Annotated in this window: 9 protein-coding genes; 6 read left to right on the top strand and 3 right to left on the bottom strand. The window is 68.4% G+C overall.

The features are described from left to right. Positions 1–507: 507 nt before the first annotated feature. The 6 genes from ACZ4VW_RS31410 to ACZ4VW_RS31385 all read left to right on the top strand — a co-directional run bounded on the left by ACZ4VW_RS31410 (position 508) and on the right by ACZ4VW_RS31385 (position 11,472). Positions 508–2,337, top strand: coding sequence for an ATP-dependent nuclease (locus tag ACZ4VW_RS31410; RefSeq protein WP_467968353.1), 1,830 nt, complete (start codon positions 508–510; stop codon positions 2,335–2,337). Positions 2,338–2,607: 270 nt separating this feature from the next. Beyond that, positions 2,608–3,807, top strand: coding sequence for an exonuclease SbcCD subunit D (locus ACZ4VW_RS31405; RefSeq protein WP_467968351.1), 1,200 nt, complete (start codon positions 2,608–2,610; stop codon positions 3,805–3,807). A 1-nt stretch (position 3,808) separates the two neighbouring features. Next, positions 3,809–6,817: an AAA family ATPase gene (locus tag ACZ4VW_RS31400; protein WP_467968349.1), complete on the top strand. Its 3,009-nt coding sequence runs from the start codon at positions 3,809–3,811 to the stop codon at positions 6,815–6,817. A gap of 75 nt (positions 6,818–6,892) precedes the next feature. After that, positions 6,893–9,145 carry a helicase associated domain-containing protein gene (locus ACZ4VW_RS31395; protein WP_467968347.1) on the top strand — a complete coding sequence of 751 codons (2,253 nt, stop codon included), beginning with the start codon at positions 6,893–6,895 and terminating at the stop codon, positions 9,143–9,145. Between the two features lie 298 nt (positions 9,146–9,443). Continuing rightward, complete coding sequence (locus ACZ4VW_RS31390) at positions 9,444–10,463, top strand: hypothetical protein (RefSeq protein ID WP_467968346.1); 1,020 nt, start codon at positions 9,444–9,446, stop codon at positions 10,461–10,463. 79 nt (positions 10,464–10,542) lie between these two features. Next, a complete protein-coding gene (locus ACZ4VW_RS31385) occupies positions 10,543–11,472 on the top strand; it encodes a hypothetical protein (protein WP_467968344.1) in 930 nt (309 codons plus the stop codon). 61 nt (positions 11,473–11,533) lie between these two features. Here ACZ4VW_RS31385 and ACZ4VW_RS31380 read toward each other — a convergent pair whose 3' ends face one another. Genes ACZ4VW_RS31380 through ACZ4VW_RS31370 form a run of 3 tightly spaced genes read right to left on the bottom strand, consistent with a single transcriptional unit; the run spans position 11,534 to position 18,563 of the window. Further along, on the bottom strand, positions 11,534–14,158 hold the full coding sequence (locus tag ACZ4VW_RS31380; protein ID WP_467968342.1) for an RNaseH domain-containing protein: 2,625 nt from the start codon (positions 14,156–14,158) through the stop codon (positions 11,534–11,536). Beyond that, positions 14,152–17,409: a hypothetical protein gene (locus ACZ4VW_RS31375; protein WP_467968340.1), complete on the bottom strand. Its 3,258-nt coding sequence runs from the start codon at positions 17,407–17,409 to the stop codon at positions 14,152–14,154. Before ACZ4VW_RS31375 ends, ACZ4VW_RS31380 begins: the two co-directional genes overlap by 7 nt. Continuing rightward, positions 17,406–18,563 carry a restriction endonuclease-related protein gene (locus ACZ4VW_RS31370; protein WP_467968338.1) on the bottom strand — a complete coding sequence of 386 codons (1,158 nt, stop codon included), beginning with the start codon at positions 18,561–18,563 and terminating at the stop codon, positions 17,406–17,408. Before ACZ4VW_RS31370 ends, ACZ4VW_RS31375 begins: the two co-directional genes overlap by 4 nt. Positions 18,564–19,111: the final 548 nt, after the last annotated feature.

Below are 19,111 nucleotides of genomic sequence, written 5' to 3'. Positions count from 1 at the left end.
GCGGCAGTACCGAGCGACCAGCAGCACCACACGGGGCCAGGACAGTGGCTGCCCGCGAGAGATGGTCCTGATCCACCCGAGCTGGCTTTCCGGCGGCGCGGGCACACACTGCGCCCGCATCTCCTGCGGCACCTGTCTGCGATTGCCGCCCGATGCCCCGTGGCTTACCTCAACCTCCGAGACGTGCTCGCTTTAGTGCTCGGGCTGGAACTTCCCGTCAGAGGGACCATGGTCGAATCCGAGCCAATTCAACCTCCTGCCGAATATCGATCAGGTATGCGAAGAAGCGGTCCACCCGGGTCTTGTCTGACAAAAGATAGGGGCGCGCCTGCGCCGGGGCCCCGACCCTACTGGCTGGTTCAACTGACGCAAAAGCCACCCCAGTTGTTCAACGCCATTTAATATGACGGCCTGTGCCTGTGGCACAGGTGCCTCATCAGCCTCCGCGCTTGCCGCACACCACGCCTCTGTCCGCTCTGGACGGGGAGATACGGAGCAGCTCCTCCCGTGTATCTCGACAGCTACTCCGCGCGCGGTTTCCGCTCCCTAGCTCAGGTCACGGACATCCCGGTCAGCCGGCCCACTGTCCTGGCCGGCCGCAACGACGGTGGCAAGAGTGCGGTGCTGGCCGCGCTGGCCTTCCTTCTCGGCGCCCACCGCCTGACCGACGAAGACCGCACCTACGTGCAGGACGAGGAGGGTTCCAAGGGGCGGCGGTGCGCCGAAACCTGGGTGGAGGGCCAGTTCCGGCTGGACGCCGAGGAACAGGCCCAGAGCGGGGTCGGCGAACGTGTGCGTATCCGCCGGCGCTCGCTGCTGGGGGAGGCGACCTGCCTGGAGTATTTCGGCAGCCAGCCCGCCGACCCGCGGTTGCGTGACCTGGGCCGGCTGCTCAAGCCGGCGCTGACGGCGCTTGTTGCCGAATACGGGCTGTCTCCAGCAGGAAACCTCAAGGAGGATCTGCTGGCAGAGCTGAGGGCGCACGCCAGGGGGCTGCCCCAGGACGAGGGGTGGCAGCTGCTCCCCAAGACACTCGAGGAACGACTCCCGCGGCTTTTGTCGTTCGGTGGGAAGGACGAGAGCCCCGATGACGCCGTGCGCACCGCTTTGAGCAGCAGCTACAAGACGCACTTGGAGGACGAGACCCTTCAGGGCCGCGTCCGGGAGATCGAGGGGGAGATCACCCAGCGGCTGGAGAAGGAAGCCGACTCCCTGTGTCATCACATCCGCCAGCACTGCGCCGAGTACGTCAGCGTAAACGTGAAGCCCATGGTCTCCTTCAAGGGAGGCTTCCAGGGTGCCCCGCTGCACGTCTCGAGAGCCGATGGTGAACCGGTCGACCTGACGCGCGCCGGTCAGGGAAGTACCCGCCGTATCGCCCTGGCCGTTTGGGAGTGGACCAGCAACCTTCTGGAGAACGCCGAACTGGCCGCATCAGGAGAACCCGCGGCCACCCAGCCCACGCAGACCATCGTCGTCTACGACGAGCCCGACACCCACCTTGACTACCGCCACCAGCGCACGGTCATGGACATCATCCGCAAGCAGTGCGCCCTGCCCCATGTCAGCGTCATGGTCGCCACCCACTCGATGAACCTCATCGACGGCGTCGACATTGCTGATGTCGTCCACCTGAGCCTTGGACGTGGCGGGCGCACCGTCGTCGAACGGCTCGATGACGACCAGCACGACGGGATTGACTTCCACCTGGGCCAGATCGCGGCATCGCTGGGTCTGCGCAACTCCGTCCTGCTCCACGAGCGCTGCTTCCTGGCCGTCGAGGGCGACACAGAGCAAAAGAGCCTGCCGCTGCTGTTCCGCCTGGCCCAGAACATGTCCCTCCAGGCAGCAGGTATCGCCCTGTGGGGCTGCGAGAACAACGAGGGAGCCCTGCACCTGGCCCGTTACCTCGTCAAACACCAACGCACAGTGATGCTGATGGTGGACGCCGACAGCCGCACCAACAAACTCTTCAAAGACGAACGCCTCCGGCGCGCCGGTCTCGACCTCGAAAAGCACGTCTCCTACGTCGGAGAAGCCGACGGCTACAACGAACTGGAAGAACTCTTCAGCGACGAGCAGTGGGCCACCGCCGCCAACACTCACTGGCCTCGCCCGGCCCCGCAGACCTGGCAAGCCCACGACTTCACGGCTCACCGCGACGGCAAGAAATTCAGCACCCGCATCCTCGACATGATCCAAAACCAAGCCGGAAACAACAGCCCCAACGGCAAACCCGCCATGGTCTACGGGCTGGCCAGCACCCTCACCACGGCCCAGGACGTGCCCCGGCAGCTACGGGACATCTTCTCCCACCTGCAAGAACTCGCTCACTGATCCGGCGCCGACCGCCGCGCACGACGCGCCCGCATACGCTCTTTGCGCTGCTCGTCGGTCGGCGTCTGCCACACATGCCAGCCAACCGGTTCCACCCATTGGCGAGCATGGATTCGAGCATCGATCCCACACCACCTGCACCCCCCCGGTGAGGGAACGCAGGCAGCACGAGCAGACCTTGGAGAGGGCATCTCTCCTCCTTCCCACGCTCTCCATCTTCCCTGCGAGCACTGACAATCACGCTGAGCGACAAAGCCGAGGTGTAAGCGCATGAGGTTTCTCCACACATCCGACTGGCATCTGGGCCGCCGGTTCCACACAGAAGACCTGATCCCCGCCCAGCGTGCCTTCCTCGACCACCTGGTCGCCACTGCCCGAGCCGAGGACGTCGACGCGATCCTCGTCGCAGGAGACATCTACGACCGGGCTATCCCCAGCCTGGACGCCGTGCGCCTGTTCAACCGCGCTCTGCACCAGCTCGCCGACCTCGGCGTGCCGATCATCATGATCAGCGGAAACCACGACTCCGCGCACCGCCTCGGCGTCGGATCCGGCCTCCTCGCCCGTGCCGGGATCCACTTGAGGACCGACCCGGACACCTGCGACATCCCGGTCCTCTTCGACGACGCCGACGGCCCCGTCGCCGTGTACGGCATCCCCTACCTCGAGCCGTCGATGGTCCGCGACCGCCTGGAAGCCGAAGCCACCTCCCACCGCGCAGTACTGACCGCAGCCCTGGACCGCATCCACGCCGACCTCACCAACAACCAGCCGGCCGGCACCCGGTCCGTGGTCCTTGCGCACGCCTTCGTCACCTCCGGCACCGGACAGCCTGAGGAACGCAATGACAGCGAAGAGGCCGACAGCGAACGCGAAATCGCCGTGGGCGGTGTCGCACACGTAGGCTCCGACGTCTTCCACGGGATCGACTACGTGGCCCTAGGCCACCTCCACGGCCCCCAGCGCGTCACCGACCGCATCCACTACAGCGGCTCCCCGCTGGCCTACTCCTTCTCCGAAGCCCGCCACACCAAGTCGATCACCCTTGTCGACCTCACCCCCAACACCGTTCCCGCCCTCGCCCGCCAGCCCTGCCCCGTGCCGCTCCGCCTGGAACGCGTGACCGGCTTCATGGAAGACCTCCTGACCAACCCCGACCACGAGCCGCTGAAGGATGCCTGGCTCGAGGTCACCCTCACCGATACGGCCCTGCCCTTCGAGGCCATGGCCCGCCTGCGCCGCCGCTTCCCCCACACCGCCAGCCTCAAGCACCAGCCCGCCCTCATCCCCGCCCAGGCCACAAACACCCCCACCTACAGTCAGCGCATCCGGGGCCGCAACGACCTCGACATCGCCGGCGATTTCATCAGCAGCATGCGCGGCACCGACCCCACCCCGGACGAACACGCCCTGCTGCAGCAGGCCGTCGAAGCCTCCCGCCTGAACGAGCAGCAGAAGGAAATCGTCTGACATGCGCCTGCACACCCTGCGCCTGCAGGCATTCGGACCCTTCGCCGGCACCCACACCATCGACTTCGACACACTGTCCGCCGACGGCCTGTTCCTCCTGCACGGCGATACCGGAGCAGGCAAGAGCACCATCTTCGCGGCCATCTGTTTCGCTCTCTACGGCAAACCACCGGGCGACCGCGACCTGCTGCTGCGCAGCCACCACGCTCCCGCCGGCCTCCTGACCGAAGTCACACTCGAGGTCACTCTTGCAGGGCGCCGCCTGCGCATCGACCGGATCCCTGCCCAGATGCGCCCCAAGCGATCCGGTGAAGGCGAGACCTCCCAGAAAGCGGAAACCCGGCTCAGCGAATGGGCCGTCGACGCCGATGGCCAGGGCCGCTGGGAACCTTCCAGTAAGTCCCACCAGGAGGCGGCCGCCGAGGTCACCGACCTGCTGGGCATGAGCCGGGATCAGTTCTGCCAGGTCGTCCTGCTGCCGCAGAACGAATTCACCAAGTTCCTCCACGCCGACGCCCACGGCCGACGAGAACTCCTCGGCAAACTCTTCCGCACCGGTCGCTTCTCCTTCATCGAGCGCTGGCTGAACGACTACAGCCGCACCACCGAGAAGAACCGCGACGCTGCCCGCGCCGACGTACTGCGCCTGACCGAACGCATCCACCAGGCCGCCGGACCCGACCTGGAAACCGAGTACACGGTGCCCACCCCCGACGATCCGCACACGCTCACCGAACCCGCCCGCGGCTGGGCCCAGGATCTCCTCCGCGCCAGTCACACCGACCACGCCAGGACACTCCAAGCAGCCACAACGGCCAAGGAGAGCCTGGTCAGACAGCAGACCTTCGAAGCCGCGGCCCGCGAACTCCACCAGCAGCAAACCACCTATACCAGCGCCCGGCAGCAACTCGACCTGCTCCAGGAACAGACACCGCACCAGGACGCACTCATCCAGCGCCGCGACCAGGCCCGCCGTGCCCAACAGGCAGCACCGCTGCTGCACGCCGCGGAAACCGCCGCAGACGACCACGCCCGTGCCCACAGTGCCGAACGGACCGCCCGCGAGCACCTGTTGCCCGAACACAGGGGTCTGGACGCCGGTCAGCTGGAAACCGCCGAGCAGCGTCTTCGCGCCGAAGCTGCCGTCCTGACCGCCCTCATCCCCGAAGAAGACACCATCCACCGGCTGACCACTGAGCTGGAGCGCATCGACGCCGAACGGCAGGACTTCGCCACCCAGCAACGCACAGCCCAGGACTGGCTCGAAGCCGAGCCCGCCCGGCGCGGCACTCTCGAAGCCCGGCGAGAAGCCGCCCGCCAGGCCGAAGAAAAAAGCCGCCGCCACCAGACCGCCCTGGACGGCCTCAAAACCCGCCTCGAAGCCGCCAGGCGCCGCGACACCCATCTCGCCAAGGTCACCAAGGCCGAACAGCAGCTGGCCGATGCAGAAGCGGTCACCGGCCAGACCGGCCAGGACTATCTCACCATCCGCCGTCGGCGCACCGAAGGCATGGCCGCTGAACTCGCGGCCACCCTCACCGACGGCACCCCCTGCCCTGTCTGTGGATCCTGTACCCACCCGGCGCCCGCCGCTGCCCAGGACGGGCAGCCCACACGCCAGGACGAGCAGGACGCGGAAGCCCTCCACGAGCAGGCCAAGACCACCCAGAAAGCCGCCGCGGCCGTGCTGCACGGGCTCCGCGAACAGGCTGCCACCGCCACCGGTGAAGCCGGCGACACCCCCCTGACCGACCTCCAGACCCAGCACACCACGCTCACCACGAAGTTGACCGACGCCCTGGACCGCGCTGCAGACCAGGGCACCGTCCAAGAAGAACTCCTCACACTCGACGGCGAGCACACGGCCCAGACCCAGCAACACAGCACCGCCACGGCCGGCCTGTCCGCCCGCAACGCCCACTACGACACCCTCACTCAGCAGCTCACCGAGCTGACGGCCAAGCTCACCGCAGCCCGCGGTACCTATCCCACCGTCGCCGCCCACGCCGACGACCTCACCCGCACCGCCGACCGCCTCAAAGAGACCGCCGAGGCCTCCCGCACCCTCGCCGCCTTCGCCCAGACCCTCACGCACCGCACCGACCAGGCCACCCTCGCCGCCAAGGACCAGGGCTTCGACACCCTGGCACTCGCCCAGCAGGCCCTGCTCAGCGACAAAGACCTGCGCGCCATCGAAGAAGAGATCACTCAGTGGCGCGAGGCCTGTGCCGCGCACACCGCAGTTCTGGACAACCCGGCCCTGCAGCAGGCCGCCGCGCAGCCTTCCGCCGACCTCGACGCCGCCACGGCTGCAAGGGCCGCCGCGGATGACCAGCACGCCGAGGCCACCGCCGCCGCCAGCGCCGCCCACACCCGCAGCCAGGCCCTCACCGCCCTTGCCGCCGACCTCGGCGCCGCCATCCAGCGCCTGCAACCGCTTGAGCAGGCTCACCTCACCGCCCGCCACCTGGCCGAACTCGTCACCGGCAACTCACCCAGCGCCCGGGTGCGCATGCAGCTGGAGGCCTACGTCCTGGCAGCCCGCCTTGAAGAAGTCGTCACCGCCGCTAACACCCGCCTGCACATCATGTCCGAAGGCCGCTACACCCTCTCCCACTCCGACCACCAAGCCGCCCGCGGCGCCCGCTCCGGCCTCGGCCTGGAGATCACCGACTCCTGGACCGGCCGCCCCCGCAAGACCGACACCCTCTCCGGCGGCGAATCCTTCTTCGCCTCCCTGTCCCTCGCCCTCGGCCTGGCCGACGTCGTCACCCACGAAGCCGGCGGCAACCCCCTGGACACTCTCTTCATCGATGAAGGCTTCGGCACTCTCGACGAAGACACCCTCCACAAGGTCCTCGACGTCCTGGACTCCCTGCGTGCCCACGACCGCACCGTCGGCGTCATCAGCCATGTCCCCGAACTGCGCCGCCGCATCACTCACCGCCTGCACGTCCGTAAAAGCCCCGCCGGATCCACCCTCGCCCACCTGACCGAAGCAGCCGAATAGCCTGCACACTGACAGGGCGGGGCGCCTTGCCCTGCCCTCGATGTCCAGCCGACCTCTACGGAGCAGCACACCTTCATGGCTTCCGAAATCGAGCTGCGGCCCCACCAGAAGGAAGCCGTCGCCGCCGCGGCCGCCACGCTCCGCGATCACGCCCGCGCGAGCGTGATTGCGGCCTGCGGCACCGGCAAGACCCTCATTGCCGCCCGTACAACCGCCCGCATTGCCCCCCGTGGCCGTGTGCTGGTGCTGCTGCCGACACTGGACCTGCTGTCGCAGACGATCCGTTCCTGGCGTCTGGCCGGCCGCAAGGGCACCACCATGGCGGTGTGCTCGGCCCGCCAGGCCCTCGACCACGAACCGGTCGGCACCGACATCCCGCTGACCACCGACCCCGCCGAACTGTCCGCACTGGTCGGACAGCCCAATTCCGGCCCGATCACCGTTTACGCCACCTACGCCTCCCTGCCCGCCGTCATCGCCGCCCACTGCGACCACCGGCTGCCCCCGTGGAACCTGGTGGTCGTCGACGAGGCCCACCGCACAGCCGGCCGTCTCGGCAAGGCCTGGGCGGCCGTCCACCACGACGACCAGGTCCCCGCCGCCCGTCGCCTCTACCTGACCGCCACCCCCCGCATCTGGGACCCCGACGACGGCCAGGACGACGCCACCGAGGCAGTGGCCTCGATGGACGACGAAGACCTCTTCGGTCCCGTCGCCTACCACCTCAACCTCTCCGACGCCATCGATCTCGGGCTGCTCGCCGACTACCAGATCCTCGTCCCCGTCGTCACCGACGCAGACCTGCGCGACTGGCTCGCCACCGGAGCCGGCGCCGGCGTCGACGGACTGCACCTGGCCGGCCGCCAGGTCGCCGCCCTGCGCGCCATCTACGACCACAAGCTGCGCCGCATCCTGACCTTCCACCACCGCGTCGCCGACGCCCGAGCCTTCGCCACCACCCTGACGGAGACAGCCGCCGCCCTTCCCGAACACTTTCGCCCTCAAGGGCTGTGGGCGGACTGGGTCAGCGGCAGCCACACCCCGCAGATCCGCCGCCGCCTCCTGCTCGAATTCACCTCCCACACCAGCCCCGACACACCGGCCGTCCTATCCAACGCCCGCGTACTGGGTGAGGGCATCGACGTGCCCGACATCGACGCGGTGGTCTTCGTCGACCCTAAGAACAGCCCCGTCGACACCGTCCAGGCCGTCGGCCGCGCTCTGCGTCAGCACCCCGGCGCCGGCAAGAAGGCAACCCTTGTCGTACCCGTCTACCTCACTCCCGACGAAGACCCCGACGACCTCCTCGGCGCCGACGCCTACACCCCCCTATGGCGCACCATCCAGGCCCTGCGCGCCCATGACGACCGCCTCGACGCCCGTCTGTCCGACCCGCGCACCCACCGTCCCACCATGCCCCCCGAGGACCCCGAAGCCTGGCTGCGTTTCGACCGTCCCACCCAGGCAGACGAGATCGCCCTCGCTCTGTCCCTGCGCGTCCTGGCCCCCAAGAGCGCCGAGTGGCGCCGCGGCCTCGCCGCGGCCCGCCGCTTCCGCCACATCCACCACCACCTCGACGTCCTCCAGAACTACGAGGACCCCACGGGCTATCCCCTGGGACGCTGGCTGACCTGGCAACGCCACCTGCACACCAAAGGGACGCTCGACGCCGCACGCGTGCAGGCCCTCGAACGCCTCGGCATCATCTGGGACCCCCGCCAGCAGGCCTTCGACCGCGCACTGGCCCACGCCGCCGTGTACGCCGCCCGCCACGGCCACCTCGCCGCACCCGTCGACGAGATCCACGACGGCTTCCCCCTCGGCCGCTGGCTAGCCACCCAGCGCAAGCGCGCCGAGACCCTCACCAAGCAGCGCGCCACCGCCCTCACCGCCCTGGACCAATGGTGGAATCCGCCCTGGCCGATCACCTGGCAACGGGCCTACCACGCCGCCCGTCACAGCCGGACAGCCAACAAGACTGCCACCGAGGCAGAGCGCTGGCTTGAGTCACAGCGCGCCCGTTCCGATCGCCTGCACCCTGAGCAGAGGTCGCTGCTCGCGGAGTTGGGGCTGGTCGAACTGCCCGACACATCCGCCTCCCCGGTGGGGGAGAGCCGCCTGCCGGCGCGCGAGCGTGCCTTTCAGCGCGGGCTGGCCGCCGCACGCGCCTTCCGCGCGCGCGAAGGCCATCTCGACGTCCCGCAGCGGCATATCGAGAAGATCGAAGGCGACCCCGTGCGCCTAGGTCAGTGGTTGAGCAACCTGCGCCGCCGCAGCTCCGGCCTCAGTCCGCAGAGGCAAGCAGCCCTGGCCGAACTCGGCCTGTAAACAAGTAAATACACCTCCTCGAGTCACGCTGGAAGCAGACCTACTCCAAGTGACCTCATACCGGGCCCGTGAGCGACGAGACGGAAAGTCCGAGCGAGGAGCCGGATGGCCGCCCGAGGCCCGCGGCCCATCCAACCTCACAGTCGCTGCTTGCCAGCACTACGTCCTCGCGGAACTCTTCCGGACAAGGCTCGGCCACAGCGACATCCTTCCCACCCGCCCCGCAGGACAAGCCGGTTCAGACATCACCCGATCGTGCAGCAGACCCGTTGTCAGAGGCGGCGTGTAGCGTCCGGCCGTGACTTACGGATTGATGCGCCTGCTGCGTACCGAAGACGACTGGTCGGACTTGCTGTGTTTCCTTGCCGAGCTTGATCCCGAGCCGCTCAGGTCGGCCTTGCGCCTAGCTCCGGGCACGATCACCGTCCGACGCGAGGTTCGGGTGAAGGCACGCAAAGGTGCGCCTACCGGTCGAGTCGACTTCGTCGTCCTGCTGGACGGCGTCGAGCGCGCATTGATGGAGATGAAGCTCGGCGCCGGTGCTCACGGCGAACAGTTCGCGGCGTACGACGCCTGGGCGGAGGCGAAGGGCATACCGGCAGCTGACCGCTACCTGGTGGGCCCGAATGCCGATCCGATCCCGGACGGCCCGGGTACATGGTCCCGGCGGCTCACTTTCGACGGTCTCCTAGGCGGCTGGAACAGTTCATCGGACGACCTCGCCCGGCTGCTGGCCATCCGGGCGCATCAGCAGCTCGTGGTGCTGGAGGCCGAGGCGACTGGCCCGGCGGACCAGGCCTCGATTGCGCTCAGCGACGCACTGCGGCTGCGGCGACTGGCGCGCCTCGCGCAGGCTGCCGCCCCGGAGGGCACGGTGTTCAACTTGCGGCAGAGCTCCCAGATGGGAGCTCCGAACATCTGCGCTTGGCGGGAGACGAAAGACGGCTATGTCGTCGCCGAGATCCAGCGTCTGCAGCCCAGACGCGGAACGGACAGCCCCTTCGAGATCCGCATCATGGTGCAGACGCCGGAGGCCACTTCCGTCGCCAACGGATCCCTCGCGGACCGCCATCAGAAATGGCTCGCCCGCAAAAGCTTCGTCCAGCACGCAGGTCCCAGCGTGCAGGCACTTGTGATGGATCCGCAGGGCGACGGATTCAAGAAGAAGCCAGGAGCGAAGGGCCATCCCCGGTACTACGGATACGAGGGTGGCGGGCACGGAAGTTCTGCCGTGCTCCAGGATGAGGTCGACCTGAACGACATGGTCACGGCGTTCTCTGCCCTCCTGGAGTACCTCGTCACCTACCCAAAGCAGTAGACCCAGCCAGAGCGCGCTCCCGACGGCGGCCCGCCCGCCGCCGATCAAGACCACATCAGCCCCCAGAAGGAAGATGGCCATGCCCCCGTCGATTCCGGCTAGCGTCGCGGCCGCTGACATGCGCCGGCTGGGCAACGCCGAGCCCCTGGAGCCCTACCCAGGCCGGGCCCGCGACCCCTGGATGTGCCGTCACATCCCGTGCAAGCAGGTTATCTATCCGAACCGCAACAACGTGATGAGCGGGCAGGGGGCTTGCATCTGGTGCGCGCCGAACGCCCCGAAGAACCCGGAAGAAGCTGCGGCGGCGATGCTGGAACACGGCTTCATCGTGCTGGTGGACTTCCTCGGGACCGGTAAGCCGTGGCTGTCGCAGTGCGTCGCGGCCGGGCACATCGTGGCGCCACGGTACGACAACGTCACCAGCCGTGCCGGCGGCTGCCGGTTCTGCAAGCGGTACGGCCCCGGAGACCCGCACGAGGCGGTTGCCGACATGCGGGCCGTCGGCTTCCGCCCGCTGGAGCCGTTCAAGAACATCTCCTCGCCCTGGCTTTCGCTATGCGAGCGGTGCCAGAAGATCTCAGCCCCTCGACTGAACAACGTCCGGAACAGGGGCGAATGCTGCCAGCACTGCGCGCGTTACGGGCTGGACCCGGGCGCCCCGGCCCGCCTGTACGTCCTCTCCCACGCCGAGTACGGCGCTGTGAAGATCGGGATCACTGGACTGCGGACCCGCGAGGACCGCGTCGTCCGGTTCCAGAGCCACGGCTGGATGCCGTTCGCTCAGATCCAGTTCGCCACGGGCGCGGACGCCTACCGCGTGGAGCAGAGGGTGATCAAGCTGCTCAGGGCTGAGGGGCACCCGGTATTCCTCAGCGACGCGCAGATGCCGATCGGCGGCTACAAGGAGACGTTTGACGCGGCGCGGGTCTCCGTCGGACGGCTGCTCGTGCTTGCGGAAGAAACGGTAGGGGGCGGCGTCGTCAGGCCGCGGTCCGCGGGGCTCCGGTGACGCGAGCGAGCCCCCGCACTGCCGCGAGGTGCTCCGGCAGCAGCCCGCGACGCCATACGCACTACCCGCCGAACCCGTCTTGATCGACGAAGCTGGGATGCTTCTCATCAGCGCTCTTGGCCAGATGCAGCGGCGCAGGAAGGTTGGTGCGCCCGTCCCACATGGCGGCCTGCTCCGAGACCCGCGCGGCAAGACCGACCAACTGCTCCTCACGCCAGCCACCACGGCGGGCAACCACGTATTCGGTGCGGGTCATGGCGTGGAAAGGAGCGCCCATTTGGGCCAGCTGCCCGCCGGGCAGGGTGCGGCGCGTGTACTGGGTACCGGTGCGCTGGCCGCCGGCGTGCTGGCGGGACTGTCCGGAAAACAGCCAGGACACCGCGTCCTCGTAGTCGTGGCGGTAGAGGATTTTCTCCGGCATGACCGGCTGCAGCGGGTTGGCCGGCAGCTTGCCTCCACCGCCGGTGCGCCGTGACGGCTGGGGTGTGCCCTGCCCGTTTCCGACCCGCACGATCGCCACATCCCACCCTTGGGCGATCAAGCTCCGCCCAGGGACACTGCCGTCCCCGAGCCGGTCGTTGCACAGCCCGGGCCAGATCCGTTCACGCTCCTCGGCGAAGACGATGATCGGAAACCGGTTGCTCAGCGCGGCCAACGCCCGATCCACATAGGTGCGCACGTTTTCCGGCCCCCCGTGGTCCTCCCGCAGGTGATGCCCCTTCTTTCCGATGGGACCGGCATGATGCAGGGCCCGGGCCTGAGCCAGCGGAAGCCAGCCCTGATCGCTGTACATGAGAGTGGGCCAGTACGCGTCCTCGCCGAGCGGGATCCGCATGGCGACCAGCGTGATAGCCAGCACGGCCGGTTTCCGGGGACGGCCGGGACGTTCGTCGAAGCGGTGGTAGCGCGTCCACAGCCCCACCGCCACGGCCTCCCGGTCCAAGGCGGTGTCCTTGGCGTTGCGGTGGAAGGCGGTGGCGGCCAGACGGTTGTCGATAATGCCGGAGTCGGAGTGCAAGCTGCCGAGCGCGATCTGCACCGCATGGTCGTTCTTGTAGGCGACGTCCGGCTCCGGCAGACCGGCGTTACGGGCCCTGGCCCGCGCGACCTTCTCGGGCGTGTTCAGCCGGAAAGGATCGCCGGGATCGGAGTCCATGGTGATGAACTGCGAGGGGATGCCGCGCTCGGCGAAAAGCCCTTTCAGCGCGTGCTTGGCGTCCGCCAGCCCGGCCTCCTTCTCCCGCTCGCTGGGATAGCGCGTCTCGCACAGGGCCGCGATCAGGGACCGCCCAGTACCGGGCTTGAACCAGGGCAGCGTGTTCAGAATCAGACTGCGGTCGTGGCTTCCGTGGCGGACCAGCTCGGGCAGCCGCACCGCCACGAGCTCATACCCGGGCGCCAGCACCACTGGCTGCTCGTCGGGCAGATCGGCCAGCTCGGGCCGCGCGTAGTCGCGGGCCAGCTGCCCCACCACCCGCGTGCGCCACGGCGCCGACTCATACAACACGACGGTGCGCACCGTATCGAGGCGGGCACTGGCCATGGCGTCGGCCATCTTGCCAGCTGGTACGTAGGGCGGCAGGCTCCCGCCCGGCTTGCTGATCTTGATCGATGTTCCGGAGTACACGACGGGCTCCTGCCCGAGAACCTCCCCGGCGTGTTCCTCGAGCCGGGCGTGGAACATCGCCCCCGCACCCTTGTCGATCGGATGCTTGCCCGTGCGGTGCACCCCGCGCACCTCTGCCAGCTCGTCCAGCCCTGTCAGGGGCGGCTGGGGCAGGCGGCCGACACCGCAAGCCTCGACGATCTGTGCCGCCGCCCCGCGGTAGAGGACGGCCGCGGGCTGCATGAATCCGTCCGGGCCCTTCTCCCACCGGGTGGTGATCGGAGCCTTGAGGATGATGTCCGGGTTGACGGGATGGCGCAGCAGGACGTTGCGGATGCCCTTGTAATGGGTGGCGATGCGCGAGATACGCGCCGACAGATGCGCGATGAGAGTCTTTCCGCCGGGGGCCGGTTCGACCTCGACGTGGATGCGCTCCATGGCGTAGCCGGCGATGCGCCGGCGTTTGCCGCTCTCCTCGTCGATCCACGTCCGCTCGTGGACCAGCGGGGCCTGCCACGCCAGCAGGTCGCCCTCACTGTCGAGGTGGAACCGCAGCGCAGGCAGCGACTCGTCGAGCGGGAGCGGCTGGGCGGCCAGCATGCTCGCCAGCCGCCACCCGGCCACCCTGAACGCCCAGCGGGGACCGGTGATCCGCCCCATGGCGTCGCGGTGCAGCAGCGAACTGAGTGGCTGGGGCCCGTCGTCGGACAGCTGCAGCAGGGCGGCGAGGGTGTCACGGCCGTCATGCCCCTCCAGCCGCGTCTCCCACTCCCGCATCAGAGTGCGCACCACGGCCCCGTCCAGCGCCCCGGGCGTGACGATCACGCTCCGCCCGGCCCACCGGCCCGTCCTGGCGGGCCGGTCAGGGTTGGTGAACACCAGCCGCTCCCCGGTCACGGCACGCGCCGCCGTCTGCAGGGACGCGATCGGCTGCACGGCGTCCTTGCCCCGCGGCTTCGGTAGCCGCCGCCAGGCCGGCGCGAACGCCTCGTCCTGCGGATAGACGTGCACCGTGCCCAGCAGCCGGTCCTCCAGCGCGAAGGACAGGGTGAACAGACGGCCACGCTCGTCACTCACCATTCACTCATCGCCTCTTCCTCATATCCAGTGGGGGAGTGCTCCGTCAGCCCCAGCAGGGCATCGGTCATGGTGGTGCGGTAGACGGCGTCGATCAGCGGCACGTGGTCCTCCGCCTGCCATTTCCCGCGCAACTGCTCAAGAAGGGCAGGCAGTGTGGAGTCGGCGGCGGTCTGGGTGAAGGCGGCATCCAGCAGCCGCAGCCGCCCGTGATCCCCGCCACGGCGGGTGCGCCCGCCCAGCTGGATCAGCCGGGTCAGGATCTCCGCGACCACGGCGAGCTTGACGTCCTCGCCCAGCGACTTGAAGTAGCCCTGCCCGCTGCGGATGTCATCGAAGATCTGGCCCGCCACGATCCGCAACCGCTCCAGCTCCGCCGCGGGCTCCGGACCGGGCCGCCGCCGTCGGTAGGCCAGAGAGTTGACTAGGGACAGCAGCACCGGGGGATCTTCCATCACCGGAATGGGCCGGTTGACGAGGCAGGCCACATGCAGCAGGGAGCGCCCGTCACGGTCAACAATGTTCAGACCACGCTCGACCCGCGCCATGGGGGCGATCAGGTACCGGCACCGGCCGCGACCCACGGCGTGGGGGAACTCCTCGAGCCGGTTGCTGGGGATGGGCACCCAGCCGGGCGGCATCCGCTCCAGCGAGGCCATCTCCTGCGGCCGCACCGCCACACAGATTTCCGATGCCGCGACTCCCGCGTCGATCATGCCGCGGGCGAGCGCGGGACCGGCGTCGTAGGCGGTCGGCGCGAGCAGCGCATACGCACGATGCGCGGTGGCAGGGTCGGCGGCCACCGCGTCGAGCTGCGGGGGAAGGTCCTGGCCGACGCTGCGCCCCATCGCCGTATAGGCGCGCTCCCGGTTTACCCCGTCGGTGCCGGACACCACGATGCCTGCCCCGTTGTCTTGGCCGGCCTGCAGTTCGACGGTGAGGCTTCCATTGACGTCGTCCGGCACGTACCAGGCCGGCTCCGGCAGGAGGTGATGCCGCGGCGCATACGGCATGAACGCTGTGGCCGACATCCCGATCACCGCCCGGCGGGTGCCAGTATGGGCGAGCGCGGTCACCTCGCCCAGGTAGGCCAGGTGAGCGTGCGGGTCCCCGACATAGGACTTCAGCCGCAGCGCCGTCTGGTGCCGGTCGCCAGGATCGAACGTCTCGGAGAACGCGAACAGCGCACGCCCCAAAGGACCATAGGGGGCAGCTCGCCACGGCACGTGCGAGGCCAGCGCGTCCACCAGGCCGTTGCCGGCGGAGATCCCCGCCCCCTGCAACGGTGCAGCGACACCGACGATGCGGTGCAGGATACTGCGCATCTCCTCCAGATACGCGCGCCGGGCCGCCAGCAGCGCCAGCGAAGACAGCCGCTTCTCGTCCGTCTCACCAGTGATCGCCGAAAACGCTTCCCCGATGCGCTTCAAGGTGGCGTGGGTGAGCCGGTCTGACCCGCCAGCCAGATCCGTGACCGAGGACAACAGCTCCCTCAGCTCGGCCAGCCCCTCGACCTCATCGGCAAACTCCAGCGGCCCCTCCCGCTTGTAGAGCTGGTTGACCGCCTCCATCTGCTGCTCCGTAGGCCGCTCCCCATCCTCCAGCCCGAAGATCCGAGAGGCGAACATCCCATCCCAGCGACGCGGCACCACCATGCTGCGCCGTTCCCGGTCGGGATGGATGACCCCGCCGACGAGGTGCGACACGTAGGACTCGGCCAACCACACCAGGTGGTTGATCAGCGGCCGCAGATACTGCTCAAGGCTCATCGGCAGCCGGTGGCAGTGCCGCCGGAACTGGCTGTCGAGCTCGCGGACCGGGGTGCGCTCCGCACCGTCCTGCGCCAGCAGCACCTGACGGGCCGCCTGGTCGAAAGCCTGCGCCTGCAGCGCATCGGCTTCGTCGATGATGACCAGATGACTGCGGTGCAACAGGAGCTGCTCGGTGGTCATGCGTCGCCCCGGAGCAGGCCGGCCCACCACCGGCGCGTGGATGTGCCCGGTCAGGAAGTTCGCATGGTTGGTAACGAGGATGTCCGCCGACGCCGCGGCCCGGTGGTGGCGGAACTTTCCGCAGCCGCCCCGCCACGGACAGGCCAGGGCCTTGTCCGCTTTCGGACCGTTGGGCTTGAGCTGGTCACACGGCTCCTGACCCGGCCTCCAGGCATCCACCGCTTCGGAGGAAGTGGTGGCATGCCCGGTCAGGGGGCAGCTGTAAGACATCTCCCGGTACACCCAGGTCCTGAAGTCCGCATCGTCGTGCGGATTGCCGGCCGTCTGCTCGGCCAGATCCATCATGGAGGCGGGGGAGACGACCGGTGTGACCTGCGCGGATACCTTCAGATCCGCCAGATCCTGCCGCAGCCGGTACACCGTGGCCAGGACCTGCGCGCTCTGCGGAACGATCAGCGAGATCACCCGGCCCTGCTGAGCGCACCACACCGCCACGAGTTCACTCAGGACGTTCTTGCCCATGCCGGTGGGGGCGTGGAAGACCCGCAGCGGCCCGGCCTGGACGCGCAGGAGCTCGCCCACGTCCGTTCCGTCGCGGCCGCGGGCGTGGCGCCTGATGTCCGCGACCGCTTTGCGCCGGTAGTTCTGCCCGCGCAGCTCATCGAGTCGGCCCGCGATCTCGCCCAGGTCGGCGAAGGGGATCACCACCTCGTCCGTGACCGGGGCATCACCCAGTTCCTGTACGACGCTGGGAGCAGGCGACCCTTGGTAGTCGAGGTCGTAGAAGACGTCCACCACCCGGCCGGACGGGCTGAGCGGATCCTTGATCCGCAGGTCGCTGACGTAGTAGCCGGGTGGCGCAGGCTTGGGCAGCAACTGCCCCTTGGCCGCGTTGTCCTCAAGCTCGTCCAGTAAGGCGTCAATGAGGGCTTCCTCGTCGCCGGCGGGAAATATCAGCACCTGCTCCTTCCCGCCGGCCGGGGCGAACTCGACCGCCTCACCGCTGTCCAGGACCGCTGCCGTCTCCGTGACAAACACCGAATGGTGGGCAAGGACAGCCGGCCGCTGCCGCAGCATCCGCGTGATCCGCACCTGATCGGGCAGAGCCAGAGCAGGCCAGCCGTCCCACAGATGCATCTGCCCCGTAGCCAGGAAGTGCGCATCAGCAAGATCCACCACACGCCGCCACGCCGCCTGCTCCTCCAGCGCACGGTTGGGGAACACCCGAGCGGCCAGCAGGACCGCAGCCCGCAGCGTCAGCGGCACGCTGACGGAGTACCTCGCGTTCTTCGGCGACGTCATGCGCCCACCCTCTTCAACCGTCGGGTCACGGCAGCCTTGAAACGGCTGACCGTGAACACGCTGTAGCGCTGCCCGTCAGCAGTCCGCAGCGCATCGAGCCCGGACTGCAGCTGATTGACCTGGCTGCGCCGGTAGTTGGGCACAACCACCGTCTCCCCGGCAGGCGGCCGGTCGATGATCGTCTGCGCGTCCTGGTGGTCCTTGACGTCCACCCGCCAGCGATGCCCGTCCGTCAGGTAGACGCCGACATCCCACTCGTCCAGGTTTTCCCAGCGCTCGATCCGCACCCCCTCCTGCTTCTCCAGCCACTGCATCAGGTTCACCTCACTCAGCCCGGGACAGGTGATGTACCGCCACACCCCCCAGTCCAGGCACAACACGCCCTCCGCCGGCTCCGCAGCCGTCGCCAACCGGCCTCGCCCACCGGTCAGTACAGGCGGCCCACCCCGAGTGCCGCCGCCCGGGACGAGGCCGAATCGGCTCTGATGCGGCGGGTACTCACACCGCAACTGCCCGCCCCGCAGCACCATCGGATACCGGCACTGCGGGCACGGCCACAACCATGACGCCGCCCCCGCCCACACTCGGTCCGAGGGAACAGGCCGATACACGTCCATCCGTGCCGCGCCACGCCGCGAGTACTCCTCGACCAACGCTCGCTCCGTGCCGTACGGCACCTCGGTCAGCATGGTTCGCGCGGTCACATAGCCAGCCTGTCCATCGGAGCGGATGTGCCGAAAGGCAGCCCGCTCCGTCTGTTCAGCCGTCTGCCGAACCCACGCCGGAAGCCACATCCCACCGAGATCGAAGTACCCGTCGTCCCCGTACAAGGCCTCCAGGTAGTTCATCCCCGCCTCGAAGGCATCCTCGGTCAGCTCACCTTTGTCCGTCAGGACAACCAAATCACCCATGACAGAAGGCAGCTCGTCCCACGCCAACGGCACCCACTCCCGCAAGCGCACCGGCAGCAAGTCGATCATCTCGGCAGGGGTCGAAGGGCCTGCCCCAACCGGCAGACTCGACAAGAGCACCCCGTGCATACGAGACAGCTCCCGCCAGGCACGAGGCTCCTCAACCCGGTTGATCCACGCCGCACCGGCCCGCAGAGCAGCGGTAATGATCCTCCGAGCGGCAACATGTTGACTTACAGGCATAGCTCACAACCCCTCCACGCCCCACCAGTGGTATTCGGGGCTCATTCCAGACGGGCCAACAGCTTCCAGAACATACAGGCCGAGTCTGACAGTGCACTCCAAAACCGGCGAAGACGTGCCCCGCGACAGCGGGGCGCTATAGGAAACTGGACACGCCGGCAGGCGTGTCTCATGGGCCCCGTTCTGTTGGCCCGTCAGGGCCCAAAGCCCACAGTCCGGGTACACCAGGGGGGAGAGGAACCGGATAACTGTCTAAAAAACCCTTACGACATCACGGCGCCGTAGGCGCCGAAACGCACAGAACCCCTGCCCGGCAGGGCAGGGAACCTGAATTTACTCAGCACCCCACAGTCATGCCGCCAGGCATGACACCTGAACATGCAACAGCGGGGCCGCCAGGCCCCGCTTCCTTTCCCTGTTGGCCCGTCAGGGCCAACCCAGTCAACACACAGTCATGCCGCCAGGCATGACGGCGCGTCACCTTACGGGCCGTCAGGCCCGTAGTTGGCCGTCAGGCCAACTGAAGAGCCGTCAGGCTCTCCGCCCCC

The sequence above is a fragment of the Streptomyces sp. NPDC029139 genome (genome assembly GCF_055564335.1).
Note: the sequence above shows the minus strand (reverse complement) of the source record. Positions and strands in the feature narration are given on the sequence as shown.

Excerpts from the sequence above, each read along its gene's own strand:
- ACZ4VW_RS31405 (WP_467968351.1), top strand. The coding sequence starts at position 2,608 with ATGAGGTTTCTCCACACATCCGACTGGCATCTGGGCCGCCGGTTCCAC.
- ACZ4VW_RS31400 (WP_467968349.1), top strand. The coding sequence starts at position 3,809 with ATGCGCCTGCACACCCTGCGCCTGCAGGCATTCGGACCCTTCGCCGGC.
- ACZ4VW_RS31395 (WP_467968347.1), top strand. The coding sequence starts at position 6,893 with ATGGCTTCCGAAATCGAGCTGCGGCCCCACCAGAAGGAAGCCGTCGCC.
- ACZ4VW_RS31385 (WP_467968344.1), top strand. The coding sequence starts at position 10,543 with ATGCCCCCGTCGATTCCGGCTAGCGTCGCGGCCGCTGACATGCGCCGG.
- ACZ4VW_RS31380 (WP_467968342.1), bottom strand. The coding sequence starts at position 14,158 with ATGGTGAGTGACGAGCGTGGCCGTCTGTTCACCCTGTCCTTCGCGCTG.
- ACZ4VW_RS31375 (WP_467968340.1), bottom strand. The coding sequence starts at position 17,409 with ATGACGTCGCCGAAGAACGCGAGGTACTCCGTCAGCGTGCCGCTGACG.
- ACZ4VW_RS31370 (WP_467968338.1), bottom strand. The coding sequence starts at position 18,563 with ATGCCTGTAAGTCAACATGTTGCCGCTCGGAGGATCATTACCGCTGCT.